This window comes from Streptomyces sp. LN549, from assembly GCF_043203805.1.
In the GTDB taxonomy this organism is placed as follows: Bacteria; Actinomycetota; Actinomycetes; order Streptomycetales; family Streptomycetaceae; genus Streptomyces.
Genome location: NZ_JAZHRI010000002.1, coordinates 6,843,772 through 6,858,241 on the forward strand (window position 1 = coordinate 6,843,772; position 14,470 = coordinate 6,858,241).

At 67.7% G+C, this 14,470-nt stretch carries 7 protein-coding genes; 5 read left to right on the forward strand and 2 right to left on the reverse strand.

All coding sequences use genetic code 11. The annotated features are described in order from the left end of the window. The first annotated feature begins 186 nt into the window (after positions 1-186). The 5 genes from SH922_RS30720 (at position 187) to SH922_RS30740 (ending at position 11,433) form a co-directional block, all read left to right on the forward strand. Entirely contained in the window at positions 187-8,811 is an 8,625-nt protein-coding gene (locus tag SH922_RS30720; protein ID WP_393061536.1) for a DNRLRE domain-containing protein, read from the forward strand. Between the two features lie 72 nt (positions 8,812-8,883). After that, positions 8,884-9,402 carry a hypothetical protein gene (locus SH922_RS30725; protein WP_393061538.1) on the forward strand — a complete coding sequence of 173 codons (519 nt, stop codon included), beginning with the start codon at positions 8,884-8,886 and terminating at the stop codon, positions 9,400-9,402. 234 nt (positions 9,403-9,636) lie between these two features. Beyond that, the gene (locus SH922_RS30730; protein ID WP_393061540.1) at positions 9,637-10,038 is read left to right on the forward strand and encodes a hypothetical protein; all 402 of its coding nucleotides are present in this window, start codon (positions 9,637-9,639) and stop codon (positions 10,036-10,038) included. A gap of 130 nt (positions 10,039-10,168) precedes the next feature. After that, positions 10,169-10,753, forward strand: a complete 585-nt coding sequence (locus SH922_RS30735) for an RNA polymerase sigma factor (RefSeq protein ID WP_393063738.1) — start codon at positions 10,169-10,171, stop codon at positions 10,751-10,753. Next, positions 10,750-11,433: a hypothetical protein gene (locus SH922_RS30740; RefSeq protein ID WP_393061542.1), complete on the forward strand. Its 684-nt coding sequence runs from the start codon at positions 10,750-10,752 to the stop codon at positions 11,431-11,433. Before SH922_RS30735 ends, SH922_RS30740 begins: the two co-directional genes overlap by 4 nt. A gap of 146 nt (positions 11,434-11,579) precedes the next feature. On the opposite strand, the gene SH922_RS30745 is transcribed toward SH922_RS30740, so the two are convergent. Together SH922_RS30745 and SH922_RS30750 are read right to left on the reverse strand one after the other, a co-directional pair. Then, positions 11,580-12,881, reverse strand: a complete 1,302-nt coding sequence (locus SH922_RS30745) for a BNR-4 repeat-containing protein (protein ID WP_393061544.1) — start codon at positions 12,879-12,881, stop codon at positions 11,580-11,582. Between the two features lie 220 nt (positions 12,882-13,101). Further along, positions 13,102-14,409 carry an ABC transporter substrate-binding protein gene (locus tag SH922_RS30750; protein WP_393061546.1) on the reverse strand — a complete coding sequence of 436 codons (1,308 nt, stop codon included), beginning with the start codon at positions 14,407-14,409 and terminating at the stop codon, positions 13,102-13,104. Positions 14,410-14,470: the final 61 nt, after the last annotated feature.

A 14,470-nucleotide genomic window follows, 5' to 3' on the forward strand; every position in this document is an offset into this window, starting at 1 on the left:
TCCCCGAATCCGATCGCACCTTTGGCATGCCCAAAAGCAGGCCGGGGTGCCCGGAAGCGGATATCGGTGGCGAAAATGCGGCGCCCATGGCGCGAAGAAGAAGGCGGACCGTACGTGAGAACGCGACACCGAAGACTGCTTGCCGGTCTCGTCGTATCGGCCGTGGTGGGGACCCTGCTCCCGTCCATGGCTTTTGTGACGCCGGCGGCAGCGGCGGATTCGAGCGGCGACAAGGGCGGGAAGGCGGCCGTCCTCGACACCGGCAAGGGACGGATCGCCGGCGAGGAGGAACCCGAGCCGGCCAATGCCCTGGAGATATCCAGCCGCGAGAAACTGCCCAAGGGGGCGAAGGATCCCGAGCCGAAGCGGGTTGAGGAGCTGAAGAACCGGCGCACACCGAGTGCCCGGTTCTTCGAGCTCTCGGACGGGCGCGTCGAAGCCGAACTGACCGCGGTCCCCACCGCGTACGAGGACAAGCGGAACAAGACCTGGAAGCCGATCGACGTCTCCGTGCGGGAGACCTCGAAGAAGGGCTTCGACTACGCCAACACCGCCAACCTCGGCCGGACCTACTTCGGTTCCGAGCCGGGTGAGCTGGTGCGGATCGAAGGCGGGGGCGGCGAGTCCGTCACCCTCGGCCTGGACACCGGGGCAACTCTCGGCGGCAAGGACCTGAGGCCCGTGGCCAAGGGCGCCAAGGTCACCTATCCGGACGCAGTCGAGGGCGCCGACCTCGAGTACGTGGTCGAGCCGGGACAGGTCAAGGAGAACATCGTCCTGGCCGAACGCCCGGACAGTGCAGTGAAGTTCACCTTCACGCTGGACGCGGGCGGCCTGACGCCCAAGTCCCGCAAGGACGGCTCCATCGCCCTGTACGGCGAGGCCCCCCGGACGCCGGTGATGGTCATCCCCGCTCCGTACATGACGGACGCGGCGAAGGATTCGACGTCACCGACCGGCGGCACCTACAGCACCGAGGTCACCCAGAAGCTGGCCAGGGACGGTGACCACTGGAAGATCACCGTCGCACCGGACACCGAGTGGCTGGCCGCCAAGGACCGTCAGTACCCGGTGGTGATCGACCCCACGATCACGATCACCCCGGACGCGACCGGTTCGAAGGACACCATGGTCCTGTCGGACCAGCCGTCCACCAACTTCAACACCACCTGGAAGCTGTCGGCCGGCAAGACCGACACCGGTATCTCCCGCTCCCTGGTGGAGTTCCCGCTGTCGGAGATCCCGGCAGGGGTGAAGGTCGACTCGGCCCGTCTGGGCATGTACTTCGACCAGGCCCACACCACCAACGCCAACGATGTCACCATCGGCGCCTACCGGGCCACAGGCAGCTGGACCGAGGCCGGCGCCACCTGGTCCAACACCAGCGCCCTGGTCGGGGAGCTGTCCGGCACCACCGTGCAGATCGACGACGGTGACGCGGGAACGGCCGCGGTGGGCGAGTGGCCGAGGGTCACCACCACCAGCTCGGCGAACATCGGCAGCGACTACACCTCCAACAAGAACGCGGCCACCGGCGAGACCTACACCTATCAGCCGCGCATCGCCGAGACCGCGTCCTACCGCGTCGAGGCGCACTATTCGCCGCTGGCCGACAACACCACCGCCGCCCCGTACAAGGTCCTCCACGACGGGCTCACCCACAGCTACACAGTCGACCAGACGGCCGGGACCGCTTCGGCCTGGAAGGCCCTGACCAGCACCCAGCTGGACTTCAACAAGGGCAACGCCGACCGGATCGTCCTCGGTAACACGGGTGACTCCACCAAGCGGACCATGGCCGACGCCGTGCGCCTGGTGAACCCCGCCTCGATCGTCAAGAACGCCGGCGAGTACAACCAGTGGCACAACTTCCCGGTCACCGACACCGTTCAGAAGTGGGTCTCGGGCACCGCCGCCAACTACGGGTTCGTGCTCAAGGCCACCGACGAGTCGGCCACCGCGCCGACCGGCGGCCCGCGCTACGAGGCCGCCGACGGCTCCACGTACGGCGGCGAGACGGCGACCATCCCGCGGTTGACCGTCACGTACGGCAAGGTCGGCACTTCGCTGAACTCGCCGGAGGTCGTGCACTCCACCGGCCCCGAGCTGAGCTGGACCGCGTACAAGAACGACACCGGGGACACCGAGCTCGATGTCGCCGAGTACCAGGTGCACCGGTCGACCCAGCAGGCGTTCACGCCGTCGTCCGCCACCCTGGTGGCGCCGGTCGCCAAGACCGCGACCGCCTACACCGACACGACCGCCACCCCGTCCCCGAACGGGGCCGGAACGCCGGAGATCGGCCGGTCGTACTACTACCAGATCGTGGTCAAGACGGCCGACGGTCAGCTGCTCGGCTCGCCCACGCGGACCGTCGGCATCCCCAAACCGGGCCGCACCATGCGCCTGCTGCAGGGCACCGACGACGTCACCGACACCACACTCTCCTCCCAGCAGCCCACCACCGGCCAGGACACCATCCAGTCCTTCGGCGTCGGGCAGAAGTGGCTGAGCACCGGCGACAACTCCGGCACCTACGGCACCACCCGTGCCGCGCTGAAGTTCAACACCACGGCCATCCCCACCACGGCGACCGTCCTCGAAGGCCGGATGTACCTGTGGGGTGCGGAGACCACCAACACCACGAGCGGCGCCGTCTACGAACTCCACGGCCTGAACAAGACCTTCGACGAGACCGCCGCCACATGGAACCAGTCGGGCCCCTCGGCCCCCTGGACCGCTCCCGGCGGCGACTTCTCGGCCACGGTCTCGGACACCGTGCCGCAGTTCACCGACGAGGTAGGCCGCCACTGGTGGGACGCCACCACGCTCACCAAGAGCTGGGTGAACACACCGGCCAACAACAAGGGCGCCCTGGTCAAACTGGCGGGTGACACCGATGCCACCCAGCAGGAACGCACCCTGTGGCTGGCCTCCGAGGCCGCTGACTGGCAGCTCGGCCCGCTGCTGCGCGTCATCTACGTCGACTCCACGACCGAGGACACGTACTACGCGCCGACCACCCCGGCCCGGATGACCCCGAACTCCACGTACACCGTGGACTTCACCGTCACCAACACCACGAGCGCCGCCTGGGCGAGCGGTGAGCGCCGGATCTCCTACACCTGGAAGCTGCCCGACGGCACCGACGTCACTACCGGCGGCAACCAGGCGGCCACCGCCATCCCGGCCCTGATCCCCGGCGAGTCCGCCACCGTCAAGGCCACGGTCAAGACACCGATCAACTCGGACAGCGGCAACAAGCGAACCGAGTACGTCCTCGGCTGGGACGTGCAGAAGGTCGCCGACAGCTCCTGGCTCTCGGTCACCAGCCCCTCGATCGTCCCGCTGAAGCAGAACGTGGCGGTCGAGGACCCGACCTCCAACTCGCTGGGCATGGAGAAGTTCTACGCCTACGCGGGCAAGAACACGGGCGCCGGCTCGACGGTGATGAACAACCTCGCGTCGGGCAACAGCGTGTGGTCGTACAACGCGTTCAGCAACCCCGGCCGGGGCCTGAGCACGTTCTTCCGCATGGCCTACAACTCCCTCGACACATCCGACACGGTTTCCGGACCCGGCTGGTCGATGCAGGCCGCCGGCCCTGTCCGGCTCGGTGCGCCGCTGGACTTCCACCCCAACCCCAACCCGACCGAGGTCCGGCTGCCCGACGGTGACGGCACGACCCATGTGTTCCGCTGGGACGCCACAAACAGCGTGTGGAAGGCGCCGGCCGGCGTCCACTACAGACTGTCGGCCAAGACGGGCCTGGACTGCACCCCGGCGAAGGACCCGATCCCGGACGCCTGGACGATGACCCGCCCGGACGGGACCCGGTTCCTGTTCGGCTGCGACGGCTATCTCACCTCGACGATCGACAAGAACGGCAACACACAGCTGTTCACGTACGAGGAGCGGAAGTCCAACAACAAGCCGACCAAGTTCCTCAGGTACATCACCGACCCGGCGGGCCGGCAGTCGCTGAACGTCGAGTACTGGGACAAGGGCCAGAGCGGCTACCGGTACATCAACGACTCGGGTGTGCTGACCTCGGACACCGGCAGCCTCAACAACTCGAAGATCTACGATCACATCCGCTCGGTCACGGACATCTCCGGCCGGAGGGTCGAGTTCTACTACACGGTCCAGGGTCTGCTCGGGCAGTTAACCGACGGTGTGGGCAGCTCGCAGCCGAAGGACTTCAGGTTCACGTACGACGCCACCCAGGGCAACAAGAACGTCAAGCTGGTCAGGATCACCGACCCGCGCGGCAACGGCACCTCCCTGGCGTACTACGCACCGCAGTCCGGTGACGACCCGAAGTACCACTGGTGGATGAAGACGGTCACGGACCGGCTGAACGGCGGGACGGGCTACACCTACGCGGTCGACACGTCGAACGCGAAGTTCACCCGGACCGAGGTCACGGACGCGGAGTCCCACACGGCAACGCACGTGACGGACGACTTCGGCCGTCCCGTGCAGACCTTGAACGCCAAGTCGCAGACGACAAAGCTCAGTTGGGATGCGGACAACAACGTCACGTATCTGGAGGAGGACAACGGCGCCAAGACCGCCTACTGCTACGACCAGAAGACGGGCTTCCCTCTCTGGCAGCGCGACGCGGAGAACAACAAGGCAGGCGTGCCGCCCGCGGCCGACTGCGCTCCGGGAACGTACCCGGCGAACTCGCAGCAGTACAGCTACCTGACCCGTCTGGACGGTTTCTCCGCAGACCTGCAGACGAAGACCTCTCCCGAGGGGAACAAGTGGCAGTTCGGCTATGACGCGTTCGGCAATCTGAAGTCGGTCACCGACCCCGAGGGCGTCGCGACCGCCACGGCCGGCGACTACACCACCCAGTACGAGTACGACGTCCACGGTCAGCTGACCAAGGTGACCGACGCCAAGGGCAACCCGACGACCAACAGCGGCTTCGGCCCGACGGGCTACCCGGCGACGATCACCGACGCGCTGGGCAACCCGACGTCCTACGTGTACGACGAGCGTGGGCAGGTCGAGGAAGTCACCGACGCGCTCGGCAAGAAGGTCACCCAGACCTACGACACCTTCGGGCGTCCCAAGGTCGCGACGGTGCCCAAGGAGGCCGGGGTGGTGATCACCACGCCGGAGCCGGAGTACGACGCCAACGACAACACCACCAAGTCGACCTCGCCCGACGGCGCGGTGTCCACGGCGGTGTACGACGCGGCGGACCAGATCACCTCGGCCACCGCACCGAAGGACACCTCCACGTCGGGTGAGCGGAAGTCGGCCTACACCTACGACAAGGTCGGCAACCTCAGGACGACGACCGAGCCGAAGGGTTCGCTGACCACGTCCGACGCGACGGACTACGTCACGACCAACGCGTACGACGAGGTCTACCAGCTGCTCTCCGCGTCCAACGCGGACGGCGACACGATCTCCTACACGTACGACAACGTCGGCAACCTCACCAAGGTGGTGGACCCGAAGAAGAATGCCACCGCCGATCCCGACGACTACATGACCAGGACCGCCTACGACCTGAACCACCGGGTCACCACGGTCACGGACGCGGCGGGCAAGTCCACGTCGCGGACGTACAACAAGGACTCCCTGGTCGTCGAGAGCAAGGACGCCGAGAACAACTCCACGTTCTTCGACTACGACAGGCGCGGCAAGCAGAAGGAGATCCGCGCCCCCTACTCCGGGACCACGATCCGCACCACCCGGTTCGAGTACGACCAGGTCGGCAACACCACCAAGGTCATCACGCCGCGGGGTACCGCGACGACGGGCACCGCGGACGACTTCGCGCAGCGCACCGAGTACGACGCGCTGAACCGTCCGGTCAAGCAGTTCCAGCCGTACGACCCGGCGGACAGCCGCTACAACAAGGCGGACGTCTACACCCAGACGGCGTACGACGCCGTGGGCCGGGTGGCGAAGACCTCGTTGCCGCCCTCCGCGGGTGAGACGGTCCGCAACGACACCACCTACGAGTACTTCGACAACGGCTGGACGAAGAAGTCCACCGATCCGTGGGACATCACCACGACCTACGACTACACCGACACGGGCCGGCAGAAGGCCCGCACACTGACCTCGGCAGGCGGCTCCTCGGACCGCACCATGGCGTGGTCGTACTACCCCGACGGCAAGCTCAGGTCGAAGTCCGACGACGGCGTGCCGGTCGGCAAGTCGGTCGTACTGGTCGACAACTCCGACACCCAGCACACCTCCTCCACCGGAACGTGGGCGACGGGAGACCTCACCGGCCAGCAGGGCTACGACCACCGCACGCACGCCGCGGGCACCGGCACGGACGCCTTCTCCTGGACGCTGACCATTCCCGAGGACGGCACGTACACGGCGTACGTGAAGTACCCGAAGGTGACCGGCGCCGCCACCACCGCCAAGTACACCCTCACGCACGGCACGACGACCGAGCCTTCGGCGACGAAGGACCAGACGGCGAACACCGGCACCTGGGTGAGCCTGGGCAGCTACACCCTCGAGCAGGGCGAGGACAGCAAGCTCGAGCTGGCCCAGAACAGCGCCGGCGCGGTCGTCGCGGACGCGGTCAAGCTGGTGGGCGACACAGGCGGTGAGACCGACAGCGAGAAGCACACCTTCGCCTACGCCTACGACGTCAACGGCAATCTCACCTCGATCGACGACACCTCGTCCGGCGCGAAGATCGACGCCTACACGGTGGCGTACACGGGCCTGAACCAGGTCGCGAAGGTGACCGAGGCACTGGCCGGCGCGGAGAACAAGGTCACGTCGTACACCTACGACGCCAACGGCCAGACGGACACGGTCACCCACCCCGACCAGTTCTCCAAGTACACCTACGACCTGCGCGAGCAGGTCAAGACGGTGTCGGTCGGCAGGACGGCGGCCGACACCTCACCGAAGGTGAGCTCCTACACCTACACCGACCGCGGCCAGAAGCTCCAGGAGACCAAGGCCAACAAGAACACGGTCGACTCCACCTACTACCTGAACGGCTCCCTGAAGTCGACGACGGAGAAGAAGGGCTCCGGGACCCTCGTCTCCTCGCACACCTACGCCTACGACGCCAACGGCAACAAGGCGCAGGACGTGGCGAAGAAGATGAACGCCGACAACCACGCGGCGTACCTCGACTCCACCACGGACTACACCTACGACCCGGCCGACCGGCTCGCCAAGTCGGTCAAGACAGGCACGGGCGCGGGGACCGAGACCTATGTCCACGACAACAACGCCAACGTCATCAGCCAGTCGGTCAAGGGCGTTTCCACGACGTTCGACTACGACCGCAACCGGTTGCTGACCGCCACCGTGGCAGGCTCGACCGCCGACTACAACTACGACCCGTTCGGCCGCCAGGAGTCGGTCACCGCGGGCGGAAAGGTCGTCGAGCGCAGCGTCTACGACGGCTTCGACCACATCGTGGAGTCCCAGAAGACGGACGACACGGGCACGCTGAAGTCGACGAAGTTCACGTTCGACCCGCTGGACCGCACCGCGTCGAAGACAGCGGACGGCAAGACGACCGACTTCAACTACCTCGGCATGTCCAGCGAGGTGCTGGGTGAGGAAGTCGCCGGCGAGCTCACCAAGTCCTACCAGTACAGCCCGTGGGGCGAGCGTCTCTCCCAGGTCAAGCACAACACCGACGGGACCAGCGAGGACGGCTTCTACGGCTACAACTCGCACACGGACGTCGAGACGCTGACCGACAAGGACGGCGACACCAAGTCGACCTACGGGTACACCGCCTACGGCTCCGACGACAAGGACGAGTTCACCGGCATTGACAAGCCGGAAGCGGCTGATCCGTCCAAGGAGGCGTACAACCCCTACCGGTTCAACGCCAAGCGCTGGGACGCGCAGACCGGCACCTATGACATGGGGTTCCGGGACTACAACCCGGGTCTCAACCGGTTCACCAGCCGGGACATGTACAACGGGGCCCTTTCGGACATGGGACTCGGGTCGGACCCCTTCACGGGGAACCGGTACGCCTTCACCGGTGGCAACCCTGTCAGCAATGTCGAACTGGACGGTCACATCTTCGGGTGCGACGTCTGTGACGACGTCATCGATGAAGTCGGAGACCTCGTCTCAGGCGGGACCAAGAAGGCCAAGGGCGGATGGCTGACCGCCGTGGACACGTTCCTCACGGGCATCGGCTGGTACAACGAGACGGCGCCCAACGGGTACGAAACGGAGCCCGGCGCCGCGCCGGACTACGGCAAGGGTCTGCTCGTCAGGCCGGGCGACGAGAAGGAATGGACCGGCGCCGACACCAGGTTCCCGTTCCAGCAGCAGGACTGCAACGACAACCGTCAGAGCATGCTCTACTACATGCCGCTCGACGGTGCGGGACGTGCTCAGGGGGCGATCGGCTGCCTGAACTGGCACGACACCAACAACGTGGACAAGGGGACCGGCGAGATCTACGGGGATGACGGGATCTTCGGCAGCGGAACGGTCTGGCCGACCGATGACCCCCTTTACATCCCCAAGGCGATGCAGAAGGGCGGTCCGCTCTATCGGAAGGGACTGGAGCGGGGCCACCTGATCGCCAGCCGGTTCGGAGGCTCCGGTACGGACATCCGGAACCTGGCGCCGATCCACGGTGACGTGAACCGGGGTGCGATGGCGAGGGTGGAGGACGCGGTGGCGGAGCAGATCAACAGCGGCAACACCGTCTTCTATCAGGTCATGGTGCACTACCCCAGTGCCACCGATCCGATGCCGGACCGGTTCGACATAACCTGGAACAGTTCGAGCGGTGCCAGCGGTTCGGTGCCGGTCTACAACACCCCATAGAGTGATACCGGGGGGCGTGTCGTATTTCCGGCACGCCCCCCGGTCCAAGCCTTCGATCGGAATGTGAAGAGAATGTGGATCGAGCGAATCGCTGAGGCCACGCACTGGGAGCCGCTTCGGCTCGATATTCCCTGGAACAGCGTTGAGGAAGATCTCGGTACGGCACTTCCCGAGGATTACAAGAAGCTTGCCGAGACGTTCGGCAAGGGGGAATTCTCGGAATTCCTGCGTATTTTCACCGTCGATGCCACGAGGCAGTTCGACCTGGCCAGGATCTGGAAGAAGTTTCTCGACGGCGGCCCGGAGGACGGGCCCGATCCCGCCTTCAAGCCCTACCGGATGTACCGGCCCGGTCAGCGCGGTCTCATTCCCTGGGCGTTCGGTGAGATGAAGTGCAGCTACTTCTGGCTGGCGTCCGCCGAGGAGGATCCGGCGAACTGGCCCATCGTCACGCAGGGCGACCCGTATCCCTGGCAAGAAGTGAGCATGTCCACCAGTGAGTTCGTCTACCGCGTACTGACGGATCCGGAGTTCGAGCCGTTCTCGATCGCGAGGCTGATGCCGGAGCCCGACTTCTACCCGATGGATTGAGCCGGCTCCGGCCCCGCCGCGATCGCGAAGGGACCGGGCATTGACGCCCGAGACCCGCAGAGGGTTGTACCCGCGGTGGCAATCCGCTCTGTGACGTTTGCCTCCCCCGTGGCACGTGATGTTCCGGAGCTCGCATCCGCTTGCTCAGTAGGGGCCGTGACCGCAGCCCGCAGGCTCGGGGAGGGGACGGAACACATGGGTGGAGACCCTGAAAGGGCGCCGACCGCAGCTCAGATGACCCACTACGTGGCGGGATTCGTGAAGCGCATCAACGCACGGAACCGGTTGCCACTCGACTACTCGGTCGCCAGCCTGCGGGTCGTCGACTTCGTCGTCGACGGACTGCGCAAGGGCGGGGCGGACCAGGGGAGTGTCAGAGGGACTCTGTTCGGGCTCGGGGCGTACGCGGGCGAGGTGATGGTGCGTCGAGCGGGGGGCGCCTGGACCGACTTCGACGTCTCGCAGCGGGAGCTGTTCGGGCAGCCGGTCGGCATCCGGATGCCCGACGGACGGGTGTGGAACCCGCTGGGCAAGGTGGTCAACCGCTTCGACGCCGGGGCCGAGGAATCGGTCCGGGGGCTCTACCTGCAGCTGCACGGCCGCGCCCGCCGACCGTCGTTGGACTCGGCTGCCTGAGCCCGTCCAGGCGTCTCGGGCTGCGGGCTGTGACGTTCCTGTGGGATCCGACGCAGTACACCCGGGGGACCGCCGGATCGAAGAGGAATGTGTGACCAAAGTTGGTGAACGTCGTGCGCGGGCGTACGACATGGAGCTCGGGGCGGCAGTCGAACGCGCTCAGGGCGGGGACGAGGCCGCTTTCGCGGCTGCGTACCGGACAGTGCAGCCGGAGCTCCTCGGCTATCTCCGCGGGTTCGTCGGCGGCGACGCCGAAGACGTCGCGTCCGAAGCCTGGTTGGAGATCGCCAGGGACCTGGGGCGGTTCCGTGGTGACGGAGCAGGATTTCGGGGCTGGGCCTTCACGATCGCGCGGCACCGGGCGTTGGACCACCTGCGGCGGCTGAAGAGCCGCCCACGCGGGACGCTCGCCGAGCAGGACCTGCTGGAGCTCCCTGCGCCGCAGGACACGGCGGGCCAGGCGCTGGAGACGGTGTCCACGGAGCAGGCCATCGCGATGATCGCCGAACTGCCCCAGGAGCAGGCCGAGGCCGTGCTTCTGCGCGTGGTCGTGGGACTCGACGGACCCACCGCCGCCCGCGTGCTCGGCAAGCGGCCCGGAGCGGTGCGGACTGCCGCCCATCGCGGTCTGAAGCGGCTGGCACAGCACTTGGCTGCCGCGAATTCCGGCCCCGTGACGAACGAGCGACGCCGAGCGGCGAAGGACGCGACATGACTGACGAACCCAAGGGCCCGGCCGCTCCCCGGTCGCCCGAGCTCGACGCACTGCTGGATGCAGCTGCCCGCCCGGTCGGTCTCGACCCGGTCGCGGCGGAGCGTGCGCTCGTGGCGTTCCGTACTGCGCGGGACGAGGGGGTGCACGGTGCCGCACCTACCCGTCGTCGGGACGACTGGCGGCCCAAGGCGCGGCGACGGGGCCCGCGCTCCCTCCGGACGGCCGTCGCGGCGCTGGCTGCGAGCCTCACGGTCGGAGGCGTGGCGATGGCCGTCGGAGGGGTTCCGGTGCCCTTCGGTACGGCGGACGACGAGCCCCGTGTCGCGACGAGCAGCGGTGCGCCCGAGCGTGGGGAGCGCGACCGGGCGAAGGACCAGGAGACGCCTCGCCCCGCCACGACAACGCCCCCTCGCCCGCACACCCCGCCGGAAGAACGCGCCCCCCGCGCCCGCAAGGAACAGCCGGAGACCGCCAGGAACATGGAAGCTCTGTGCCGCGCCTACGACCCGTCGAAGGATCGCGGCACATCGATGAATTCGAAAGCCTGGCAACGGCTGGTGGAGGCTGCGGGCGACCAGGGTGTGCCGGCATGGTGCGCGCGCCTTCTGGAACAGGAGAAGGACAGCCGGGCGAACGGCGGGGCGGGCACGGCGAAGCCGCACGGAAAGCCCAGCTCCTGAGTACGGGGCCCGGGTGGAGCGACCGCCACGAGCCGCTGGGCTGCCTCCAGCTCGCCGTTTCGTCGGGCCGGCCCAACGGCCAATCGGTCACCGGTACGTAACGCGCACCGCAGTCCCGCTGCCCGGAGCACCGACGGCTCAGATCCTCAACGAAGGCCGTAGTGGAGCGAGTTGTGCGCGGTGTCCGGCAGGTACAGCACATCGTTCCCGTCCGAGTCCCGCCGCACCGCGAGCCGGTCCGCGCTCACGCCCGGTGCGGCGGACTGCGAGGTCCACGTGCCGCCCGAACCAGTCGCGGCGAAGACGCGGTCGGTGCCGGAGCCGGTCACGTAGTACACCCGCCCGCCTTCCGTTCCGTCCCAGGTGATGCCGAGGGCGGCCGTGGTCTGGCCGTCGGCGTACACGGTCTGGCGGGCCCAGCCGCCGCCGCTCGGATACGCGTAGTACACGCGGAAGTTGCCTGCGCTGTCGGCCGAACGGTAGCGGTAGGCGACCTTCGGGGCGGAGCCGTCGAGGGTGAGCTTGGCGCTCTGTACCGCCGGCCCCGTGTAGGCGTTGTCGATGCTCCACTCCTCACCGGCCGTGAGTTCCTGGATCACGTCGGACGTGGCCGGTGTCACCGGGGTGGTGACGGCCGCGCCCGTGCTGTCCGCGAAGGCGCCGGTCGACGGGTCGTAGCGCAGGTAGGAGAGCTGGTGCCGGAACGCGGTCGCCGGGGCCTTGGCCCACTCGTACAGGAGGTGCACGCGCCCGGCGGCGTCCACCGTCAGGTCGTCGGGGTACACGGAACGGTTCAGCGCGCCGGCGAAGGTGGCGACCACGCTCCACTGTGCGGCGGCATTGTCCCAGCGGTACAGCCGGCCGGGGCGCTGGTCGGAGCCGGCGCCGACGCGGGCGGCCAGGTACAGATCGCCGTTGGGCGCTGTGGTCACTACCGGGTAAGTGATGGCCTCGCCCTGGTCGGGCAGTTCGGAGGCGTGGTCCGTGACGTCCCCGCCGGGGGCCTCGGTGCGGAAGTAGCGCCAGGGGTTGGCGTGCATGGAAGTGAACACATGCAGGCGGCCGCTGCCGTCGCGCGCGACGGACGGCTGGTTGTGACCGTTGTCGTCGGGGAACTCGGCCTGCTGCCCGCTCCCGGCGAGCAGCGGCAGACGGCTCCACACGCCGTCCGGGTCGCGCCGCGCGATGGCCGGGCGGTGCGTGGCAGCCGTCGCGCCGGGCTCGTTGAAGGCGAAGTACGTGTACTGGCCGCGGCCCTTGTAGGTGGCGGCAGGCGTCCACCAGGCGGCCTGGTTCGACGAGTCCATCGCGTACGGGACCTTCTCGATCACCGTCGCCGTGGCCGCTGCGCGGTCCGTGCTGTCGGCCCGGGCGACCGGGCCGGGCGTGAGCAGAGCGGCCAGGGCCGCTGCCGAGGCGGCGTACGCGCGTGCCGTGGGACGTCGCAAGGTGAACTCCTTCGCGGGCGTGGTGGTGGGGGTACGGATCGGCCTGTGGGTCGGTCCGCTCCTCCGCTGCGCACCGGAATTTACAACAAATCCCATATCGTAAATAGAGATTGCACAATGAGGATCCTGGATACGTGTGACGGAAACTGTGTGCGGCATGGCGAAGGGCCCGGTGAAGGCCGTTCCGCCTTCACTGGGCCCTTCGCCGCCGTGTGCCGTCTCAGCGCTTGATGAGCGCGGCGACCTCCTCGCCGGCCTTCTTCATCGCGTCCTTCGGCTTCGACTTGCCGACCAGGACGGCCTGGACCTGCTTGGCCACGGCCTCCTCGATCTGCGCGTTCTGCGCGAACTGCCAGAACGGGCTGCCGGTCGCCGTCTTGGTGATCTTCTCGGTCCACTCGGTGGTGAAGGTGTCCTCGGCGACCTTCGGGTCGGCCAGGCCCGCCGTGGTGGACGGCGGCAGGGCCCGTGACGCGAAGTACTCGGTGGTGGTGGCGAGGTCGGAGGTGGTGTGCAGCGCGAACTGCGTGGCCGCGTCCTGCCCCTTGCCGTTGACGATCGCGATCACGCCGCCCCACAGCAGAGCCTGCGGTGTGTCACCGGAGCGCAGCACCGGGCGCTGCATCGGCTGCATCGCGTCAGCCAGCGTCTTGTCCTTGGACTGGGCCGCGGTCACGCCCTTGCCGATGACGGCGTCGTCGTAGAAGGCGGCCTTCCCCTGGCCGAACAGGGCGCGCGCGTCGAAGCGGTCCACGTCGGCGGCGATCAGCTTCGCGTCGTGCAGCTTCTTGTACCAGGTGACCGCGTCGACGGACGCGTCGTCGCCGATGGTCACCTTCTCACCGTCCATGAGCGTGCAGCCGAAGGTCTGCATCCACGGGAAGATGTCCTTGAGCTGCGCGACCTTGGTGGCCGCGGCGTACGGCACGACACCGCCGCCGAGCCCCTTGAGCGCCCGCAGCGCGTCCTCGAACTCCTCGATGGTGGTGGGGTGCTTCTTGATGCCGGCCTTCTCCAGGAGCTTGGAGTTGGCGATCACACCGATCGACCCGGTGTTCCACGGCAGGCCGTACTGCTTGCCGTCGTACACACCGCTCTTCAGCGCCACGTCGGTGTAGCCGCCCTTGGGGGCCACGGAGCCGAGGTCGGCGAGCTTGCCCATCTGCGCCACCGCGGCGAGCCAGGCGATGTCGAGGTGCACCGCGCCGGTCGTCTCCCCGCCGCCGAGCTTGAGGGTGAGCTGGCTCAGGTACTCGTTGTACGGGTACGAGACCGCGCGGACCTTGGACTTCTCGGCCTTCTCCCACGCGGCGATGATCTTCTCGATCGAGGGTCTGGCGGCCTCCTCGTTGAGCGACCAGGAGGTGAAGTCGAAGTCCTTGGACTTCGTGTCGCCACCGTTGGAGGAGCTGCCGGAGCCGGACGGGGACGGCGCGCAGGCGCCCAGCGCGCCGACGCCGGCCACACCGAGGGCGCCTATGCCGAACATGCGCAGCGCGCCGCGACGGCTGATGCCAGAGGTGGTCATGGTGTCTCCATGGGGAGTGTACGGACGGGGAAGTGCGGGGGGAGGGTGCGGGCGGGGAACC

What these genes read in the sequence shown, in the direction of transcription:
- SH922_RS30720 (WP_393061536.1), top strand. Translation starts at nt 187, where the DNA reads ATGGCTTTTGTGACGCCGGCGGCAGCGGCGGATTCGAGCGGCGACAAG.
- SH922_RS30725 (WP_393061538.1), top strand. Translation starts at nt 8,884, where the DNA reads ATGTGGATCGAGCGAATCGCTGAGGCCACGCACTGGGAGCCGCTTCGG.
- SH922_RS30730 (WP_393061540.1), top strand. Translation starts at nt 9,637, where the DNA reads ATGACCCACTACGTGGCGGGATTCGTGAAGCGCATCAACGCACGGAAC.
- SH922_RS30735 (WP_393063738.1), top strand. Translation starts at nt 10,169, where the DNA reads ATGGAGCTCGGGGCGGCAGTCGAACGCGCTCAGGGCGGGGACGAGGCC.
- SH922_RS30740 (WP_393061542.1), top strand. Translation starts at nt 10,750, where the DNA reads ATGACTGACGAACCCAAGGGCCCGGCCGCTCCCCGGTCGCCCGAGCTC.
- SH922_RS30750 (WP_393061546.1), bottom strand. Translation starts at nt 14,409, where the DNA reads ATGACCACCTCTGGCATCAGCCGTCGCGGCGCGCTGCGCATGTTCGGC.